Origin of the sequence: Prochlorococcus marinus str. MIT 9515 (genome assembly GCF_000015665.1) — a bacterium.
In the GTDB taxonomy this organism is placed as follows: domain Bacteria; phylum Cyanobacteriota; class Cyanobacteriia; order PCC-6307; family Cyanobiaceae; genus Prochlorococcus_A; species Prochlorococcus_A marinus_P.
On the sequence record NC_008817.1, the window covers coordinates 1,666,313 to 1,686,576 of the forward strand.

General features: G+C 31.7%; 16 protein-coding genes. 13 read left to right on the top strand and 3 right to left on the bottom strand.

Annotation, left to right across the window (positions count from 1 at the left end):
* Positions 1-21 precede the first annotated feature (21 nt).
* From gcvT to P9515_RS09055, 7 genes are all read left to right on the top strand, one after another.
* On the top strand, positions 22-1,134 hold the full coding sequence (gene gcvT / locus P9515_RS09025; protein ID WP_011821169.1) for a glycine cleavage system aminomethyltransferase GcvT: 1,113 nt from the start codon (positions 22-24) through the stop codon (positions 1,132-1,134).
* A 58-nt stretch (positions 1,135-1,192) separates the two neighbouring features.
* Entirely contained in the window at positions 1,193-3,001 is a 1,809-nt protein-coding gene (gene aspS / locus P9515_RS09030) for an aspartate--tRNA ligase (RefSeq protein WP_011821170.1), read from the top strand.
* A 74-nt stretch (positions 3,002-3,075) separates the two neighbouring features.
* Positions 3,076-4,686, top strand: a complete 1,611-nt coding sequence (locus P9515_RS09035) for a CTP synthase (RefSeq protein WP_011821171.1) — start codon at positions 3,076-3,078, stop codon at positions 4,684-4,686.
* 26 nt (positions 4,687-4,712) lie between these two features.
* Positions 4,713-5,384, top strand: a complete 672-nt coding sequence (locus P9515_RS09040; RefSeq protein ID WP_011821172.1) for a 7-carboxy-7-deazaguanine synthase QueE — start codon at positions 4,713-4,715, stop codon at positions 5,382-5,384.
* Positions 5,385-5,389: 5 nt separating this feature from the next.
* Positions 5,390-6,064 (top strand): 7-cyano-7-deazaguanine synthase QueC, encoded by a 675-nt coding sequence (gene queC / locus P9515_RS09045; RefSeq protein WP_011821173.1) that lies wholly within the window; start codon positions 5,390-5,392, stop codon positions 6,062-6,064.
* Entirely contained in the window at positions 6,054-7,373 is a 1,320-nt protein-coding gene (locus P9515_RS09050) for an anthranilate synthase component I family protein (RefSeq protein WP_011821174.1), read from the top strand. Before queC ends, P9515_RS09050 begins: the two co-directional genes overlap by 11 nt.
* On the top strand, positions 7,370-8,197 hold the full coding sequence (locus P9515_RS09055; RefSeq protein ID WP_011821175.1) for an aminotransferase class IV: 828 nt from the start codon (positions 7,370-7,372) through the stop codon (positions 8,195-8,197). Before P9515_RS09050 ends, P9515_RS09055 begins: the two co-directional genes overlap by 4 nt.
* A gap of 8 nt (positions 8,198-8,205) precedes the next feature.
* Here the strand turns inward: P9515_RS09055 and cobA are convergent, their stop codons facing one another.
* Positions 8,206-8,985: a uroporphyrinogen-III C-methyltransferase gene (gene cobA, locus P9515_RS09060; protein ID WP_187146028.1), complete on the bottom strand. Its 780-nt coding sequence runs from the start codon at positions 8,983-8,985 to the stop codon at positions 8,206-8,208.
* 45 nt (positions 8,986-9,030) lie between these two features.
* On the opposite strand from cobA, the gene P9515_RS09065 reads away from it, so the two are divergent.
* From P9515_RS09065 to P9515_RS09080, 4 genes are all read left to right on the top strand, one after another.
* A complete protein-coding gene (locus P9515_RS09065; RefSeq protein ID WP_011821177.1) occupies positions 9,031-10,281 on the top strand; it encodes an MFS transporter in 1,251 nt (416 codons plus the stop codon).
* A gap of 17 nt (positions 10,282-10,298) precedes the next feature.
* Positions 10,299-12,377 carry a polyphosphate kinase 1 gene (ppk1, locus tag P9515_RS09070; RefSeq protein WP_011821178.1) on the top strand — a complete coding sequence of 693 codons (2,079 nt, stop codon included), beginning with the start codon at positions 10,299-10,301 and terminating at the stop codon, positions 12,375-12,377.
* 206 nt (positions 12,378-12,583) lie between these two features.
* Positions 12,584-13,603: an RpoD/SigA family RNA polymerase sigma factor gene (locus tag P9515_RS09075; RefSeq protein WP_011821179.1), complete on the top strand. Its 1,020-nt coding sequence runs from the start codon at positions 12,584-12,586 to the stop codon at positions 13,601-13,603.
* Between the two features lie 8 nt (positions 13,604-13,611).
* Positions 13,612-14,253, top strand: a complete 642-nt coding sequence (locus P9515_RS09080) for a diacylglycerol/polyprenol kinase family protein (RefSeq protein WP_011821180.1) — start codon at positions 13,612-13,614, stop codon at positions 14,251-14,253.
* A 1-nt stretch (position 14,254) separates the two neighbouring features.
* Here the strand turns inward: P9515_RS09080 and P9515_RS09085 are convergent, their stop codons facing one another.
* Positions 14,255-15,322 carry a 3-deoxy-7-phosphoheptulonate synthase gene (locus tag P9515_RS09085; protein WP_011821181.1) on the bottom strand — a complete coding sequence of 356 codons (1,068 nt, stop codon included), beginning with the start codon at positions 15,320-15,322 and terminating at the stop codon, positions 14,255-14,257.
* 93 nt (positions 15,323-15,415) lie between these two features.
* On the opposite strand from P9515_RS09085, the gene acnB reads away from it, so the two are divergent.
* Together acnB and P9515_RS09095 are read left to right on the top strand one after the other, a co-directional pair.
* On the top strand, positions 15,416-17,989 hold the full coding sequence (acnB, locus tag P9515_RS09090) for a bifunctional aconitate hydratase 2/2-methylisocitrate dehydratase (RefSeq protein ID WP_011821182.1): 2,574 nt from the start codon (positions 15,416-15,418) through the stop codon (positions 17,987-17,989).
* 9 nt (positions 17,990-17,998) lie between these two features.
* Entirely contained in the window at positions 17,999-19,357 is a 1,359-nt protein-coding gene (locus P9515_RS09095; protein ID WP_011821183.1) for a ClC family H(+)/Cl(-) exchange transporter, read from the top strand.
* Positions 19,358-19,366: 9 nt separating this feature from the next.
* On the opposite strand, the gene purU is transcribed toward P9515_RS09095, so the two are convergent.
* Positions 19,367-20,221, bottom strand: a complete 855-nt coding sequence (purU, locus tag P9515_RS09100; RefSeq protein WP_011821184.1) for a formyltetrahydrofolate deformylase — start codon at positions 20,219-20,221, stop codon at positions 19,367-19,369.
* Between the last annotated feature and the right edge of the window lie 43 nt (positions 20,222-20,264).

A 20,264-nucleotide genomic window follows, 5' to 3' on the forward strand; every position in this document is an offset into this window, starting at 1 on the left:
AAAAAAATCGTTTAATATTTCATGGATTTACTTAAAAGTCCACTTTATTCAAAATATATTGAGTCAAATGCAAAGTTAATCAATTTTGCAGGATGGGAGATGCCCATATCCTTTTCGGGATTAATAAACGAACATGAATCAGTAAGAACATCAGCAGGATTCTTTGATATTTCCCATATGGGTGTAATTTCTCTCAGAGGTATTAATCCTAAAGAATATATTCAGAAATTTTTTCCTACTAATTTATACTCCTTTTCAGAAGGTCAAGGGCTTTATACACTAATACTTAATGAGAAGGGAGGAATAATAGATGACTTAATCATTTATGACCTTGGTCGACAAGAAGGTGATATCTCAGAAATCTTTTTAATAGTAAATGCCAGCAGATACCAAGATGATTTTTTATGGATTAAAAATAATTTAAATACCAACCAAGTTTCTGTATCAAACGCAAAAACAGACAAGGTTCTCTTATCAATACAAGGCAGAAATTCCTTTACGTTATTTGAAGAATGGATTGGCTCATCGATCTCACATATTCCCTACTTTGGATGTGAATATAAAAATTTTGATCATATTTCGACTGAAGGAAAATTTTTCTTTTCAAAAACAGGTTACACGGGGGAAAACGGTTTAGAGATACTTTTACCCGCACAATCTGCCATTAATCTGTGGGATTTCTTAGTTTCAAGGAATATTCAGCCTTGTGGATTGGGTGCTAGAGACACCTTAAGACTTGAGGCTGGAATGCATTTATATGGCCAAGATTTAGATGAAAAAACTACCCCATATGAGGCAGGTTTGGGCTGGCTAGTAAATTTAGAGAATAATCATGAATTTTTTGGAAGAGATTTTCTTGAAAAACAATCAAAATTAGGTATTAAAAAAAAATTAGTTGGTCTAACTATTGAAGGCAGAGCTATTGGAAGAAAAGGGTGCGAAGTATTTAAAGATGAAAAATACATTGGAATTATAACCAGCGGTACTTGGTCCCCTACTACAGAAAAGGCAATCGCTTTTGCTTATATTCAAAATTCTTACGCTGCTTTGAATAATGTTGTTGAAGTTTTAATCCGAGGCAAAAAATTCAAGGCGACCATAACGAAAAGAGCTTTTTACAAAAAAGATATTTAACTAAATTTACCCTTTAAGAATTATTATTATAAGTTATTGCTCAATAAGTCATTTCTAGATGCGAAACAAAATTTGTGAAGAACTCAATAAGTCTGATATTGGGAAAGAAGTTAATTTATGTGGATGGGTAGACCGAAGAAGAGATCATGGTGGAGTGATTTTTATCGATTTGCGTGATCACAGTGGATTTATGCAAATCACTATTAATCCTGAAGATGGTGAGACTCTTTTTAAACAAGCTGAAATTCTAAGAAATGAAACTGTGATAATGGTTAATGGAATTGTTAATGAAAGACCAAAGGATTCAATCAATAAAAATATAATCACTGGGGAGTTAGAACTAAAAGTTCAAGATTTACAAATTCTTAATCAAATTAAAAATAATTTACCATTTCCTGTCTCAGTGCATGATTATGAGAATACGAAAGAAGAACTTAGATTAAAATATCGATATTTAGATATAAGAAGAGGAAAATTACTCGAAAATTTAAAAACAAGACATAAGATTATTAAAGCAATAAGAAATTATCTTGATAATTCTGGATTTACAGAGGTTGAAACACCATTACTTACAAAATCGACTCCGGAAGGGGCTAGAGATTTTTTAGTTCCAGCTAGGCTTTCAAATGGTGATTTTTTTGCTTTACCACAATCTCCTCAATTATTTAAACAACTTTTAATGGTAGGAGGATTAGACAAGTACTATCAAATCGCAAAATGTTTCCGTGATGAAGACCTAAGAGCAGATAGACAACCAGAATTTACTCAGCTTGATATTGAAATGAGTTTTGTAAGTGAAGAAGAAATCATTGCTTTTAATGAAAAACTAATAAAACATATATGGAAAAATGTACTCAATATAAACTTAAATGAGGATTTCCCAAGAATGTCTTGGCAAGAAGCAATGGACAACTATGGAACAGACAGACCAGATACGAGATATGGAATGTTACTTAAAAATTTAGGCGAGATACTTGGCAATATTGGTTTTAACATTTTCACCAAAGCAATACAGATGGGGGGAGCAATAAAATCTATAACTATTAAAAATGGCAATTCAAGTATTAGTAACGTACGTATCAAACCTGGAGGGGATATTTTTAAAGTTGCCCAAGAAGCAGGTGCTGGAGGTTTAGCCTTCATAAGGGTTAAAGGAGATGAACTTGAAACAATTGGAGCAATAAAAAATAATTTAAACAAAGATCATATTTCTAATATTTTAAAAATTACCGAAGCAGAAGATGGAGATTTAATTCTTTTAGGAGCAGGAAGCACAAAAATTGTAAATCAATCACTAGATAGAGTAAGACAATATATTGCAAAAGATTTAAATCTTTTAGAAAATCAAAAAGCGCAATCGCAATGGAATTTTTTATGGATCACTGACTTTCCTATGTTTGAAATGAATGAAGAAGAAAAAAGGTTTGAAGCTTTACACCATCCTTTTTGTTCTCCTAAAAATGTAAAGTTTGAAGATAAAAAAGAATTAACAAAAAAAATAGAAACCTCAACTGCATATGCTTATGACTTAGTACTAAATGGATTAGAGTTAGGAGGAGGTTCATTGCGTATACATCAAGCTGAAATGCAAAAAGAAGTTCTCAGAACAGTTGGATTAACAGATCATCAAATTGATGAGAAATTTGGGTTTTTAATTGAAGCTCTTGAAATGGGTGCTCCGCCTCATGGAGGCATCGCCTTTGGATTAGATCGCATAACAATGCTGATTTTGGGAGTAGATTCAATAAGAGAAACAATTGCTTTTCCAAAAAATCAACAAGCCAAATGTCTATTAACTAATGCACCTTCAAATGTCTCCAAATCACAATTAAAAGAATTAGATATTGAAATAACAATTGATGAATAAACTATTTATGGATGATCAATAATTTTTTTGTTTAAATAAAATATAAGGAGGTTGTGCTTAATTAAAAATATTTAATGTCAAAATTTGTTTTTGTTACTGGGGGAGTTGTTTCTAGCATTGGTAAAGGTATTGTTGCCGCAAGCTTAGGAAGATTATTAAAGTCAAGAGGATATAGCGTTTCAATACTCAAATTAGATCCTTATCTCAATGTTGACCCTGGAACAATGAGCCCTTTTCAGCATGGTGAAGTTTTCGTGACAGAAGATGGGGCTGAAACAGATTTAGATTTAGGACACTATGAAAGATTTACTGACACTGCAATGACTCGCTTAAATAGTGTCACAACAGGATCTATATATCAAGCAGTCATTAATAAAGAAAGAAGAGGTAGTTACAATGGGGGCACAGTGCAAGTTATTCCTCACATAACAGGTGAAATAAGAGAAAGGATTCATAGAGTAGCATCTAACAGCAATGCTGATATTGTTATCACTGAAATTGGTGGAACAGTAGGAGATATTGAATCTCTGCCATTTTTAGAGGCAATAAGAGAATTTAAAAATGACGTTAATAAAAATGATGTTACGTATATCCATGTAACTTTACTCCCATATATCAAAACTTCAGGTGAAATAAAAACTAAACCTACTCAACATTCTGTTAAAGAATTAAGATCAATCGGCATACAACCAGATTTACTTGTATGCAGAAGTGATAAAGAAATTAACGACAGTCTTAAAAGAAAACTTAGTGGTTTCTGCGGAGTTAATCTTAATTGTGTAATTGAAGCATTGGATGCTGACAGTATTTATTCTGTCCCACTTTCATTAAAAAAAGAGGGTTTATGTAAAGAGACTTTGAGATGTCTAGATCTAGAGGATAAGGAATGTGATTTAGAAAGTTGGGAAAAAATAATTCATAATCTTAGAAATCCTGGTAACCCTATAAAAGTTGCTTTAGTTGGAAAATATATAGAACTTGGTGACGCATATCTTTCAGTAGTGGAAGCATTAAGACATGCTTGCATTGAACAAAAGGCTTTCTTAGATTTGCATTGGGTCAGTGCTGAAATGATCGAAGAGAAATCAGCCGAAGAGTATTTACATGATGTTGATGCAATTGTTGTACCGGGAGGATTTGGAAATAGAGGAGTAAATGGAAAGATTGCATCAATAAAATTTGCAAGAGAAAAAAAAATTCCTTTCCTAGGTTTATGTTTAGGTATGCAATGTGCAGTAATAGAGTGGGCCAGAAATGTGGTCCAATTACCGGGCGCATCTAGCTCGGAATTAGACCCAGAGTCTGAGAATCCTGTTATACATTTATTACCAGAACAAGAAGATATTGTTGATCTAGGAGGCACTATGAGATTAGGAGTTTATCCTTGCAGACTTCAAAAAAATACAACTGGTAAGGAACTTTATAATGAAGATGTTATATATGAGAGACATAGACATAGATACGAATTTAATAATTTCTACAAACAAATTTTTGTAGATTCTGGATACAAAATCAGTGGTACATCACCTGATGGCAGATTAGTAGAGTTGATTGAGTTAGTTAATCATCCATATTTTTTAGCATGCCAATACCATCCTGAATTCTTATCGAGACCAGGAAAGCCCCATCCTTTATTTAAAGGCTTGATAAAAGCATCTCGAGAAAAATTAGAGCAATCAAAATAATATTATTTATTTTTTTGCATTAAATAATGACAAATTTCTTACCATTAGTAGAAAAATTTCATTCATTACAAGGGGAGGGCTTTCATACAGGTCAAAGTGCATTTTTTATACGACTAGCTGGCTGTAACGTTGGATGTCCATGGTGCGATACTAAACATTCTTGGGATAAAGAAAAATTTCCTTTAATATCAATTCAAGAAATCATAAATGAAATAAAAAGGGCTCGAAAACAAGGGGCATCTTTTTTAGTAATAACTGGTGGTGAGCCTTTACATCATAACTTAGATAATTTATGCCAAGCTATCAATGAAGAAACTTCTACGGAAAATCAAAGCCCAATTAAGATTCATATTGAAACCAGTGGTGTAAGCAATTTGTCAGGTAGTTTTGATTGGATTACTTTATCTCCTAAAAGACACCAACCCCCAAAAACTTATTTTTTGAAAAATTGTAATGAATTAAAAATAATTATCAATGATCAAAAAGATATTGATTTTGCAATCGATATAAAGCAAGAAATTATGAATAAGTATCAGAATTCTTCATCAACAAAGAATTTTTATAAGTTGGATAAAAAATATTATTTACAACCTGCATGGCAAAACGATGATGGGTTTTCCCTTACAATTGATTTTATTAAAAATAATCCTGAATGGAATTTGAGTCTTCAAACACATAAGTACTTAAAAATCAAATAATTTATATGAATTTAGAAAACAAATCTGCAGTAATTTTATTATCGGGTGGCTTAGATTCTTCAACTGTCACAGGCTTAGCAAAAGCCTCCAAGGCAAAGATATTTGGCCTATCATTTGATTACGGTCAAAGACATAAAAAAGAACTCAATTCCGCATTAACGATAGCTAAACACTTTGCAATAGAAGAATTCAAAATCGTAAAGCTTGACCTCTCTTTATGGGGAGGTTCATCCCTTACTGATACAAAAAAAGATTTACCTATCGAAGGTGTTCAACTAAATACAATTCCCAATACATATGTACCGGGAAGAAATACAATCTTTATTTCTGTTGCGTTAAGTTATGCTGAAGCCATTAACGCTGATTTAATAGGCTTAGGTGTTAACGCGCTAGATTATTCTGGATATCCTGATTGCAGGCCTGACTATATTAAAAAATTTCAAGAATTAGCTTATCTTGCTAACAAAAGAGGAAGAGAAGATAATCCAATTAAACTTTGGACGCCATTAATAGATTTAAATAAAGAGGATATTATTCAATTAGCTTTTGATCATAATGTTCCCTTAGAAAAAACATGGAGTTGTTATTCAGGTAATTTAAAACCCTGTGGGAAATGTGATAGTTGCAGAATAAGACAAACAGCCTATAAAAAATGGCAAATTAAACAAAATGAATATTAAAACAAAAAAATTATCTAAGTGGATTGATCCAGAATTAATTGCAAATCATTTGGCCTTGAAATTTGGAGAACATGGGTTGTCCTGGTTAGATAGTGATGGAAAAGATAATGGGAAATGGTCAATAATGGGAGTGAACCCAAAAAAAATAATTTCTTCAGGAAATATAAATAATTTAGATATTGGTAATAACCCTTTTTTAAAATTAAAAAAAATTGAGAAAGGTTTTTGGATTGGATGGCTCAACTTTGAAGCTGGGGCTTATATTGAGCCAAAAAATCCATGGAAAAATCATGAAATATCTACTTTATGGATTGCATCGTATGATCCAATTATAAAATTTAATCTAATTTCAAATGAAATACTGCTTGAGGGAACAAATTCTGCTGAATTAAGTAAATATGAAAAAATAATTTATGATATCGATCCTGAAAAAGAAAAAAATTCTATAAATAAAATTTTTAAATTTGATTTTTCAAAAATTAATTTACTAAAAATAAGCAATCAATTTCAGAAAAATATTTTAAGAATTAAGCAATTAATATCTATAGGAGACATTTTTCAGGCAAATCTAACAACAAAATGTGAAGTTGAAGCTTTAGAAACTTTTAGTTATCTAAATTTATATTTAAAAATAAGAAGCAAACTACCTGCGCCTTTTGGAGGAATAATAATAAATAAATCAAAGGGTATTAACGAAGCAGTATTATCAACCTCCCCTGAAAGATTTTTAAAAATAGACAAAGAGGGATATGTTGAATCAAGACCTATCAAAGGCACAAGGTCTAGACATCAAGATGAAAACCAAGATGCGTTAAATGCCATAGATTTGATAACTAATGAGAAAGATAGAGCTGAAAATATTATGATTGTAGACCTCTTGAGAAATGATTTGAGCAAAGTATGCGAAGTAGGAAGTATTGAAGTGCCGGAGATATTAAAACTTGAAAGTTATTTAAAAGTCCATCATCTTACATCTGTGATTAGAGGAAAGTTAAAAAAAAATAAAAGTTGGGTAGACTTACTAATTGCTTGTTGGCCAGGGGGTTCTATCACAGGTGCTCCAAAATTAAGGTCCTGCCAAAGACTTTTTGAAATAGAAAATAGTAGCAGAGGACCTTATTGTGGATCCTTTATAAAATTAGACTGGCATGGAGAATTTGATAGCAATATACTCATAAGATCATTTATCGTAAAAAATCAGAAAATTCAAATATCTGCTGGATGCGGAATAGTAAATGATTCTGATCCAAAAGAGGAATTAAACGAACTAAAATGGAAACTTTTACCTTTAATTGATTCATTGAAATGACGATAAGTATAGGCTGGCATAAAGATCAATGGCTAAAAATTGAAGATATTTGTATCTCAGCAAATGATAGAGGTCTAAAGTTTGGCGATGGAATATTCGAAACTATTTTGATAAAAAATAATAATGCTATTTTGTTAGACGAACATCTTCACAGATTAGAAAATAGTAGCAAAATTTTAAATATAGATTTTAATATTAATAAATTCTATTTAAAAAAAATTATTAGTCTAGGTATAAAAAAATTATCTCTTAAGAATAATCAATTAGGCTCTATAAGAATTAACTACAGTAGGGGTTTAAATAAAGGGAGGTCAATAAGAATTAGAAACAGTATAGAAGAGAACAATAGCAATAATTTATGGATTGAATTTTATATAATAGAATCTAATTTTTCTCCAATTAGTACTTTCATTAGTCAAACCGAAAAAAGAAATCAATATAGTTTAATTAATCAATGTAAAACGTTTTCATATAATCAATCAATACAAGTTTTATTAGAAGCTAAAACAAAATCATTTGATGACTGTTTAATGTTAAATACAACCAATGAATTATGTTGTGGCAGTACTTTTAATATATTACTAAAAAGGAATAATATATGGTTCACACCAAGAAAAGAAAGTGGTTGTCTTCAAGGAATTATGGTTAGTAAGGCTAAAAAATTAAAACTAATAAAAGAAGATTTAATCCTTCCGAAATTTTATAAAGATGATATTTTAATTGCAATCAACAGCTTATCTTGTAGACAAATTAAAAAAGTTAATGAGATAGAATTTATATCAACTTTTGATCCAAAATATTTCTGGGAATTATTATATAATTAATATTATTTTTAATCTGTTAAAAAAGCATTAGGTAGATTAGTTATATAATTATTAACTTTAAAATCAACAATCCTACCAATAACAACAATTGATGGTGAAGTAAAACCTTTTAGCCTAATATTCTCTACTAGGTTTTTTAATTCTGAAATTAAGCATTTTTGATTATTCAAAGTTGCTTCTTGAATAACAGCACATTTGGTATTTTTATCCAAACCACCTAAAATTAATTCACTAACAATAAATTCAATATTTCTTATTCCCATATAAATTACTAAACCATCAGATGATTGAGATAATGCTCTCCAGTTAACATTCTTTTTATCCTTATTTATATGTTCATGACCTGTCACGAAAGTTATTGAGCTGCCTGCTTCTCGATGAGTTAATGGAATTCCATAATAAGTAGGAGCCGCTATACCTGAAGTTATACCTGGTACTATTTCGATTGAAATCCCATTTTTTTCTAAGAAAGATACTTCTTCACCTCCTCTTGAAAAAACAAATGGATCTCCTCCTTTGAGTCTTACAACTGTCTTTCCTTCTTTTGCTAATTTTAAAATTAGGGAATTTGTATCAGATTGGGGAACTGAACACTTACCAGCCCTCTTCCCTACATTAAATATTTCAGCCTTTTTATTAGTTTCTTTTATTATTTCTGCAGAGATCAGAGCATCATGCACTAATACATCACAACTTTTTATAAGTCGTAAGGCTTTTAGTGTCAACAGCTCAGGATCACCAGGCCCTGCGCCAACTAAATAAACTATTCCGGGCACATTAATCTCCATTAACAAGTATGGTAGTAGAAGAAAATCGTATTGTAGATAAATATCGTGAAAAAAAGTTTATTTAAGCCAAGTAGGAAATTCACATTATTCAGTGCTTTTATAACTCTCTTAAATGATCGTTTAAGTGAAAGTATTCTTTTGCCTATTTTACCTTCTTTTGTTTTACTTTTTGATTCAAAAGCAAGTACTTACGGTTTACTATCCTGTACTTATCAATTAGCACAATTTACAGCTTCACCATTTATTGGGCTTATGAGTGACAGATATGGTAGAAGACCTGTAACACTATTTTGTATAACTGGCTCAATAATCGGAATCTCAATACTATCATTTACAGTTTTATTTGATTGGTCAAATTCAATAGCTACTATTCCCTTATTTTTATTATTTATAGCAAGACTTATAGACGGGCTCAGTGGTGGGACTGCAGCAACAGCGACTACCATCCTTGCAGATATTTCTAGCCCTGAAAAAAGAGCCAAAACATTTGGACTTATTGGGGTTGCCTTTGGATTAAGTTTTTTCTTAGGAAATATATTTGTTGTAATTTTTGCTAAAAATACAAATAATAATTTCATTATTCCCGTAATAATAGCTTCAATTATTCCAATTATTAACTTTATACTAGTCCTTTTTTATTTACCAGAAACTAAACCTCAAAACGAATTAAACAAATCACCCCAAATGTTGAAAAATCCTTTAAAAAAATTATTTAAAGTATTTAAAGAAGATAAAATCAGAAAACTATCTCTAGCTTTTTTTATATATTTCATAGCTTTTACTGGACTAACGAACATTTTAATATTCTTCCTTCAAGAGTCTCTTAATTGGACAACTAAGGCATCAAGTGGAACTCTTGTCGTCGTAGGCGTGATAGCAATAATTGTACAGGGTGGACTAATTGGTCCCTTAGTAAAAAGATTTGGCGAAATGAAACTCACCTTAATTGGTTCAGGTTTTATTCTTCTAGCATGTATCCTTTTGATAACTACCCCTAAAGAAAATGCGGCAATAAATATTTATTCTGCAGTATCATTTTTAGCCATAGGTGCAGGATTAATTACACCTACCTTGAGAGCATTAATATCTAAAAAATTAGACGGAGATAACCAAGGATCGATATTAAGTAATTTACAAGGTCTTCAAAGTCTTGGAGGGGTATTAGGTATCGGTATGGCTGGGAGAGTTTATGACGATTTTGGTCCTAAAGCACCATTTATTGCAGGATCAATTATCTTAATTTTTATGATTTACCTTATTGCTGAAGGGAGAGGTAACAAAATTTCTTATAATTAACTAATTAAACCACCTTAATGAAATACGAAGCTAATAACTACATTAATAGGGAATTAAGTTGGATTGACTTTAATAAAAGAGTTCTTTTGACTGGTATGGAGAATGACTATAAAGTTTTAGATAAAATTAAATTTTTTTCAATTTTTAGTAATAATCTTGATGAATTTTTTATGGTTAGAGTTGCATCATTAAAAGCTCAAGTTGAAGCTGGAATTAGAAAAAAAAGCATTGATGGACTGATGCCCATCGAGCAACTAAAAAAAATAAACAAAGAAGTAAAAAATCTTACAACTCTCCAAGAAAACTTTCTTAATAATGAATTAAATGATGAACTCAGAAATAAAGGAATTTTTATAAAAAAGTATCGAGAACTTTCTGAGAATCAAAAAAATTGGTGTAATAACTATTTTCTTTCATCAATTTTTCCATTATTAACCCCATTAGTTGTTGATCCTGCACACCCATTTCCCTTTATAAGTAACCTTAGTCTTAATTTAGCTGCTCTAATTAATGATGGAGAGGAATCTAAAAATCAATTTGTAAGGATTAAAATTCCGACAAAAAATATCGGCAGATTTATACTAATTCCTAATGAAATTGTTGAAACTGATGATGAAAAAGAACATCTTTTTATAACTGTAGAAGACCTAATTGGAAATAATATCAATTTTTTGTTTAATGGGATGGAATGCTTAAATTATTCTTTTTTCAGAGTAACAAGAGATGCAGATTTAGAATTAAAAGAACTTGAAGCGGACGATTTACTTCTTGCTGTGGAGCAAAGCTTGCAAAAAAGGAGATTAGGGGGTGATGTAGTTAGATTAGAAGTAGAAGAAAATATCCCAAAAAATATTTTAAAATTGCTTATTGATAGTATTCAAATATCAGAAGAATATATTTACTTTTGCAAAAGCTTATTAGGGCTTGATGATTTAAATTATCTCACAAAAATCAATCGCGAAGATTTAAAAAGAAACTTATTAATTGGAGATACACATCCATTGCTCAAATCATTAGATTCTCCAAATGATAAAAATTTTAACTCTATTTTCAGCATTCTTAGAAAACAGAGTGTACTTCTTCATCACCCTTACGACTTATTCAAAACTTCCGTTGAAGAATTTATCAATAAAGCTGCTGACGACCCCCTTGTATTAGCGATTAAAATTACTCTTTATCGAGTTTCGAAGGATTCTCCAATCATTGAAGCTTTGATGAGAGCCGCTGAAAATGGGAAAGAGGTTATGACTCTTGTCGAGCTCAAAGCAAGATTTGATGAAGACAACAACATCCAATGGGCAAAACAGCTTGAACAAGCTGGAATACATGTCGTTTATGGAATACTAGGCTTTAAAACGCATACAAAAATTGCGTTGGTGGTTAGAAAAGAAAAAGGAAGATTAAGAAATTATTTTCATATAGGAACTGGAAACTACAATTCAAATACTTCTCGCTTTTATACAGATATAGGATTTCTTTCGACAGATCCGGATATCTCATCAGATCTAATTGAATTATTTAATTACTTATCAGGATTCTCAAAACAAAAGACTTACCAAAAACTATTAGTGTCCCCAAAATCATTAAGAAAAAAATTTATCTTTTTAATAAACAGGGAAATTGAGAATGCCAAGAAGGGAAAGAAAGGGGAGATTATTGCAAAAATGAATTCATTAGTAGACCCAGAAATTATTCAATTACTTTATTTAGCTTCTCAAACAGGAATAAAAATTCACCTCATTATCAGGGGAATTTGTTGTTTATATCCCCAAAAGGAGAACTTGAGTGAAAATATAACGGTCACAAGCATTATTGGACCTTTTCTTGAACATTCTAGAATTTTCTGGTTTTACAATAATAATAATCCAGAAGTTTTTATTGGAAGTGCTGACTGGATGAGAAGAAATTTAGACAGAAGAATAGAAGCAGTAACACCTATAGAAGATTTGAATTTAAAATCTCAATTATATGATCTTTTACAAACTTATATTGATGATAATTATTTCTCTTGGGTAATGAATCAAGAAGGAATATACGAAAAAAAAAGAGAAAAATCAAACTCAAATCGCTCTCAAATTGATTTAATAAAAGGTTGAAACATAATTCATTTTTATAACATTTTTAAAAATTACTTAATATTATTAAATATTTTATATTTATACAAAACCTAATCATATCAACAGTTCAGGAGAAATATTGATAAAATCTTCCTAATTTGTCTTTAAAGTTTCAACGCAAAAGTAGTTTTTATCTCGATTTCAGTGCTAGCTTTTTAAAAAATCCGTTTTAAGAGGCCAGGGTGATGGGGATCCTTCTGGAATCTGGAAATAGTTCTTCAAAAAATAATAATGAAGAACCTAGATTACCAAACACTGCGGGCAAGACTCGCAAAACAAAATCCAGCTTAAGTGCTAAACAAAGCCAAAAAAAATCTGCAAGACTTGCTTCAGATTCTATTGGTTATTACTTAAGCAGTATTGGAAGAGTTCCTCTGCTTACTGCCGCAGAGGAAATAGAGCTAGCACATCATGTTCAAAACATGAAAAAAATGCTAAAAATTCCTGAAATTGAAAGATCATCAAGAAATCGTCATCTTATTAAAGTTGGGAAGAGGGCTAGAGATAGAATGATGTCTGCCAATTTAAGACTTGTAGTATCTGTTGCAAAAAAGTATCAAAATCAAGGTTTAGAACTATTAGACTTGGTACAAGAAGGCGCTATTGGCTTAGAGAGGGCTGTTGATAAATTTGATCCTGCAATGGGATATAAATTTTCTACTTATGCTTATTGGTGGATTAGACAAGGAATGACAAGAGCTATTGATAATAGTGCTAGAACAATCCGATTGCCAATTCATATAAGTGAAAAATTATCCAAAATGAGGAGAGTTTCCCGAGAATTATCTCAAAAATCTGGAAGGCAACCAACCAGATTAGAAATGGCAACAGCGATGGGGATTGATCAAAAAGATTTAGAAGACTTAATCTCTCAAAGTGCTCCATGCGCATCTCTTGACGCTCATGCAAGAGGAGAAGAAGATCGTAGTACTCTAGGTGAACTTATTCCAGATCCAAATGGTGAAGAGCCAATGGAAGGAATGGATAGAACTATCCAAAAAGAACATTTAGGAACTTGGCTAACTCAGCTAAATGAGAGGGAACAAAAAATCATGAAACTAAGATTCGGCTTAGACGGAGAAGAGCCACTAACTCTGGCCGAAATAGGAAGACAAATAAATGTATCTCGAGAAAGAGTTAGACAACTAGAAGCAAAGGCAATACTAAAATTAAGAGTAATGACAACTCATCAAAAAGCAGCATAATTAAGTAGTTGAAATTTGTTTTTCTTTCTAGTTATATATTAATTGTCTTTTTAATATCAATAATTTATAAAAGGTTTGATCAGGATAATAAAGAGGCACTTAGGAAAATTGTTCATATTGGTATAGGACCCTTAATTCCTCTTGCTAAATATTTAGATTTAGATCAAATTTCTGCTCTATTCTTTACAGGAATTGTTTCTTTATTAACTTTCATAAATTACAAATCTAAATTATTCCCAACTATTGAGGATGTAGATAGAAAAAGTTATGGGACAATTTTTTATTGTCTCAGTTTATTCATTTTAATTTATCTTTATTGGAATAAAGATCCTACTTCCCTCATCGCTGGATTTTTTATAATGACATTTGGAGATGGCTTTGCCGGATTAATAGGCAAAAACATTCAATCCAAAAGTTGGATTATTTTTAACCAAAAAAAATCATTCTTTGGAACGATGACTATGTTCTTAACAAGCTTATTAGTTGTTTTTGGTTTATGTTCTTTTCAAGAATATAGTTTAAATATAAATATTTTTACGATCGCTTTTATTGCTACCATTCTTGAACAATTAAGTTTTTTTGGAGTAGATAATTTTGTCGTGCCAATTTTATCAGCATTTTGCTTTAACTTTTTTATTACAGGTTTATAAATTAAGAAATTGAATCATATAAACTCTCTAGCAAATTTTTTGTCTTGTCTATATTAATGCAAGCATCAGTAATACTTCTCCCATATTCAAGATCTTTATTATTTGAAAGTTTTTGATTACCTTCCTTAAGATGACTTTCAAGCATAATTCCTAAAATATTTTTTTCACCATTCTTAATTTGAGTTGCTACGTTTTCTAGAACATCAGATTGCTTCCTAAAGTCTTTATTAGAATTACCATGACTACAATCGATCATAACCTTATGAGGAAGATTACTGGCTTTTAATTCAGAAGATATGCCTTTTACATGTTGATTTTCAAAATTAACTCCTTTAGACCCACCCCTTAAAACTATATGCCCATCGGGATTGCCAGTCGTATTTACAATAGAAGCATAACCATGATCATTAACGCCTAAAAAGTGATGAGATTTTGATGCAGACTGCATCGCATTAATAGCTGTACTGAAAGAACCATCTGTACCATTTTTAAAACCAATTGGCATAGATAATCCTGAAGCCATTTCTCTATGAGTTTGACTTTCAGTTGTCCTTGCACCAATGGCTGTCCAGCTGATTAAATCAGCAATATATTGAGGGACAATGGGGTCCAACAACTCAGTAGCTGAAGGGATCCCTCTAGTCGCAAGATAGGAGAGCAAGCTTCTAGCTCTACGTAAACCTGTATTAATATCGTAGGAACCATCTAAATGGGGGTCATTTATCAATCCTTTCCATCCGATTGTAGTTCTCGGTTTTTCAAAATATACTCTCATTACAATTTCCAATTTATCATTGTAGATTTTTCTAAATTCCTGAATATATTCTGAATACTCTTTAGCAGCTTTAATATCGTGGATTGAGCATGGTCCCACAATGACTAATAGCCTAGGATCATTATTATGCAAAATATTTTGTATCGATCTCCTCGTATTGGAGACAGTATCAGCAGAGGTATAATCTAAAGGTATATCATTATGAAGTTTGCTTGGAGGTATCAATGGACGTGTTTCAACAACATGCAAATCAGATGTTTTTTCTAAAGATTGATTATTTGATGAAGTCGTCATTAATTCAGTAGTTTGAATATTTTAAAAAGCATTGATAAATACTCTCCTTATCAATATTAAAAATAACAATAGATTAGGCATTAAACCTCACAAATGAAGAAATTGGAAACATTGCTCAAACATTATGAAGACCACGTAGCTGCAAGAGCTGCTCAAGGCATACCTCCTTTACCTCTGAATGCCGAGCAGATAAATTGTGTTACCCAACTATTAGAACAAGAAAACAATTTCGAAAGTAGCTATTTACTTGATTTACTTATCAATAGAGTCCCACCGGGGGTGGATGAAGCAGCATATATAAAAGCAAGCTGGCTTACAGCGATTGTGAATGGAGAAAAACATTGCAAATTTATTAATGCCCAAAAAGCAATACAGATTTTAGGGACAATGATAGGAGGATATAACGTAAACTCGCTAATTGAAATACTTAAAAATAAAAATGATTTGCTAGCTAAAGAAGCAGCAAAAGTTTTAAAGAATATTATCCTTGTATACGATGCAGCAAATGATATTTTTGATTTATCTCAAAATAATATTTATGCAGAAGAGGTTGTAAATAGTTGGGCCAATGCAGAATGGTTTACAACTAAAAAATCCATTCCAAGAGAAATTACATGTTTAGCATTCAAAATCGATGGCGAAACAAACACTGATGACTTATCTCCTGCAGTACATGCTACATCACGTCCAGACATCCCATTACACGCATTATCTATGCTTGAATTCAAGAATCAGGATGGACTAAAAATTCTTGCTGATCTTAAAAAACAAGATCTACAAATAGCGTATGTTGGAGATGTCGTTGGCACAGGCAGTTCAAGAAAATCTGCCATTAATTCTGTTATTTGGCATTTAGGCGAAGATATCCCATTTGTACCTAATAAAAAAACTGGTGGAATAATAATAGGAAATAAAATAGCACCAATTTTCTTTAATACAGCCCAAGATTCTGGAGCTCTACCGATTGAAACAGATGTCTCTAAAATTAATACTGGTGATTTACTAAAAATATTGCCCTATGAAGGTGTAATAAAAAAAATTGATAAAATTTCAAATACTGAATTAACAATAAGTCATTTCAACTTGAAACCATCAACACTTACAGATGAAATTCAAGCTGGCGGAAGAATAAATCTCATGATTGGGAGATCTCTCACAGATAAAATCAGGAAAAAACTTGAATTACAACCTAGTAAAGTATTTATACGCCCAAAAAGTCCAAAAGAAATTAATACTGGATTTACTCAAGCACAAAAAATAGTAGGTAAAGCATGTGGATTAAAAGGAGTACTTCCAGGAATGACATGTGAGCCCATTATGACAACTGTTGGGAGCCAAGATACTACTGGTCCGATGACTAGAGACGAACTTAAAGAGTTAGCTTGTTTAGGTTTTACTGCAGATTTAGTAATGCAAAGTTTTTGTCATACTGCTGCTTATCCGAAACCAGTTGATTTAGTTACTCATAAAGAATTACCTGATTTTATTTCGCAAAGAGGTGGCGTAGCTCTTAAACCTGGTGATGGCATCATTCATAGTTGGCTTAATAGAATGCTACTTCCAGATACTGTAGGAACAGGAGGAGATAGTCATACGAGATTTCCTCTTGGCATTTCCTTCCCTGGAGGTTCGGGGATTGTTGCTTTTGCAGCAGCAATAGGATCAATGCCATTAAACATGCCAGAATCAGTATTAGTAAAATTTACAGGGAATTTACTACCAGGAATAACACTACGAGATCTTGTGAATGCAATTCCACTCTTTGCAATAAAAAAAGGTTTATTAACCGTTGCTAAGGAAAACAAGAAAAATATCTTTAACGGAAAAATTATGGAAATAGAAGGTTTGCCTGATTTAAAACTTGAGCAAGCGTTTGAATTAACTGATGCCACTGCTGAACGCTCATGTGCTGGCAGCACAATACTCTTATCGCATAGGACAGTAGAAGAATATTTAAAAAGTAATATCTGCCTCTTAGAAAAGATGATTGAAAGCAATTATGAAGATGCAAAATCGATATCAAGACGAATCAGTGATATGAAAACGTGGCTAAAAAAACCCGAATTAATTCAGCCCGATAAAAATGCCTCTTATGAAGAGATTATAGAAATTGACCTAGCTAAAGTTACTCAACCAATAGTAGCTTGCCCAAATGACCCAGATAATGTAAAAGAAATTGAAAATGTAGAAAATACTGAGATAGATGAAGTTTTTATCGGATCTTGTATGACTAATATCGGACACTATAGGGCTGCAGCTAAGGTTCTTGAGGGTATAGAAAAATTAAATTCAAGACTATGGATTTGCCCTCCTACAAAAATGGATGAAGAAACACTTAAAGCTGAAGGATACTATGAAATATTTGAAAAATGTGGCGCAAGATTAGAGTTACCAGGTTGTTCATTATGCATGGGAAATCAAGCAAGAGTAGATGAAGGTTCAGTTGTTTTCTCCACCAGCACAAGAAATTTTGATAATAGACTTGGTAAAAATGCTCAGGTATTTTTAGGAAGTGCTGAGTTGGCAGCAGTTTGTGCTCTTTTAGGAAAAATACCTACAGTAAATGAATATCAAGATATTACTAAAAACAAAATAAATCCATACTCAGACGAACTTTATCGTTATCTTCAATTTGATGAAATAGAAAATTTCAGTTTGACAAAATAATAAAGGACTATGAAAAAGCTAATAAAAGAAAATATTCAAAAAACCAGTAGTAACTCTTCTCAAAGCATAAAAAAATTACTTAAACAGAGATCTTTTGTTGTTGTCATATCAATTCTATTAACAGGATTAGGAGCATCAATAACTAGTATTTCTTTTAAAACTGGTATTTATTTTATAAATAATTGGAGATTAGAACTTTTAGAGAATTTTCCATCCATTGCAGTATTACCAGCATTTGGGGCTATTGGTGGAGCCATAGCAGGCTTTTTAATTAAAAACTTAGCTCCAGCAGCAAAAGGTTCTGGTGTAAGTCAAATTATGGGATTCTTGAGGCATAAAAAAGTACCCATGAATCTAAAAGTTGGCTTAGTTAAATTATTATCTGGAATAATTGCAATTGGAAGTGGGTTTCCTTTAGGTCCTGAAGGACCATCAGTTCAAATGGGAGGTTCAGTTGCTTGGCAAATGGCAAGATGGCTGAAAGCTCCATTAGCTTTTAGAAGAGTAATTGTTGCAGCAGGAGGAGGTGCTGGAATAGCTGCAGTATTTAGCGCTCCATTAGGTGGATTCATCTACGCGATTGAAGAATTATTAAATTCTGCAAGACCAATAATTTTATTATTAGTTGTAATAACAACTTTTATAGCAGATTCATCTGCGGATATTATTCAAGCCCTGGGTCTTGACCCCAAAGCAGGAGGTTTTGATTTCAACTTAGGATTTTTAATCCAAAAAGAATATGATCCATCTGTCTTTTTCTTACCTATAGATTTTATTTATCTTATTTTACTAGGAGTTATTATTGGACTATTTGCAGAACTTTACAGCAAATATGTTCTTGTAATGCAGGATCTTGGGAAAAAATGGTATAAAAAAAAATTTGTTTTAAAAATGAGTATTTGTGGACTCTTACTTGGTAGTATTTATTCATTTTTACCTAGCTCTTTTCATAATTTAGATGAATTACAAAAAATAATAGCTGAAAAAAACACCAGTATCGAAATAGCTCTTTTAGCTGTGTTGATACTCTTCATTACAACTGGATTAGCTGCAGCTTCTGGAGCGCCTGGAGGATTGTTCTACCCAATGCTTACCTTGGGTGGGGCCATAGGATTAATAATGGGAAGCTGGGTAGAAATTGCCACAGGCCATGCTCCAAGTACATATATCTTTGCTGGCATGGGGGCATTTGTAGCAGGATGTTCTAGAACACCTATAACAGCTATGTTCTTGGCTTTTGCCTTAACAAAAAATTTATTAATAATGAAACCTGTTCTTATTAGTTGTATTACAAGTTTTTTAGTGGCAAGAGCTTTTAATGAAAAATCTATTTATGAAAGACAAATACAGATTGAATTAGAAGAATAAAATTGATTTCTAATCAAAAACAGCTGTTTTGCTATCGTATACGAAAATCTGATGATTCAAATGTAATCTAACTGCCCTTGCAAGCGCAATCCTCTCAGTATCGCGTCCTTTTCTAATCAAATCAGCAACTTCATCTCTATGACTTACATTGACAGTACATTGCTCAATTATTGGCCCTTCGTCTAAATCTTGAGTAACATAATGTGCAGTCGCACCAATCAATTTCACACCTCTCTTCCATGCTCGATGATAAGGTTGCGCGCCTTTAAATGCAGGCAAAAAAGAATGATGTATGTTAATAATTGAGGAATAACTTTTCAAAAAAGAATCACTTAAAATTTGCATATATTTGGCTAATACAACCAGTTCGATATCAAAATCATTTAACAAATTTAAAATCTGGTTTTCGACAGTAGATTTAGAGTATTTTAAATTATCAATATAAACAAATTGGGCATTAAAATCCTTAGCGATTTCTTCAAGATCAGGATGATTAGAAATTATTAATGGTACATTCATTTTTAATTCGCCGTTTCTTACTCGCCAAAGCAAGTCTATTAAACAGTGATTTTGCTTACTTACAAAAATACCTACATTTGGTATCTCATCTGAGTAATTAATATTAAATTGGCCATTTATATCTATTGCATTTTTCTCAAATTGCTCATAGATTTCAACTTTATTAATTGGTAAATCATTTAAATTCCATTCTATTCTACTCAAAAACAATCCTGCTTCTTGATCTGTATGGTGATCTGAATGTTTGATATTGCCCCCATAATTAGATATCCAACTAGTTAATTGACTAACTAGTCCGGAACGATCAGGACAAACTGTTCTGAATATAATAGATGGTCTTTCCAAAAATCTAAGTATTTAATTTTTTAGTTAATTTCATATAATATAT

Coding starts and splice junctions, on each gene's coding strand:
- gcvT (WP_011821169.1), top strand. CDS start 22: ATGGATTTACTTAAAAGTCCACTTTATTCAAAATATATTGAGTCAAAT.
- cobA (WP_187146028.1), bottom strand. CDS start 8,985: ATGGAGATTAATGTGCCCGGAATAGTTTATTTAGTTGGCGCAGGGCCT.
- P9515_RS09075 (WP_011821179.1), top strand. CDS start 12,584: ATGGGGATCCTTCTGGAATCTGGAAATAGTTCTTCAAAAAATAATAAT.
- acnB (WP_011821182.1), top strand. CDS start 15,416: ATGAAGAAATTGGAAACATTGCTCAAACATTATGAAGACCACGTAGCT.
- P9515_RS09050 (WP_011821174.1), top strand. CDS start 6,054: ATGAATATTAAAACAAAAAAATTATCTAAGTGGATTGATCCAGAATTA.
- P9515_RS09035 (WP_011821171.1), top strand. CDS start 3,076: ATGTCAAAATTTGTTTTTGTTACTGGGGGAGTTGTTTCTAGCATTGGT.
- ppk1 (WP_011821178.1), top strand. CDS start 10,299: ATGAAATACGAAGCTAATAACTACATTAATAGGGAATTAAGTTGGATT.
- P9515_RS09095 (WP_011821183.1), top strand. CDS start 17,999: ATGAAAAAGCTAATAAAAGAAAATATTCAAAAAACCAGTAGTAACTCT.
- queC (WP_011821173.1), top strand. CDS start 5,390: ATGAATTTAGAAAACAAATCTGCAGTAATTTTATTATCGGGTGGCTTA.
- P9515_RS09085 (WP_011821181.1), bottom strand. CDS start 15,322: ATGACGACTTCATCAAATAATCAATCTTTAGAAAAAACATCTGATTTG.
- P9515_RS09055 (WP_011821175.1), top strand. CDS start 7,370: ATGACGATAAGTATAGGCTGGCATAAAGATCAATGGCTAAAAATTGAA.
- P9515_RS09040 (WP_011821172.1), top strand. CDS start 4,713: ATGACAAATTTCTTACCATTAGTAGAAAAATTTCATTCATTACAAGGG.
- aspS (WP_011821170.1), top strand. CDS start 1,193: ATGCGAAACAAAATTTGTGAAGAACTCAATAAGTCTGATATTGGGAAA.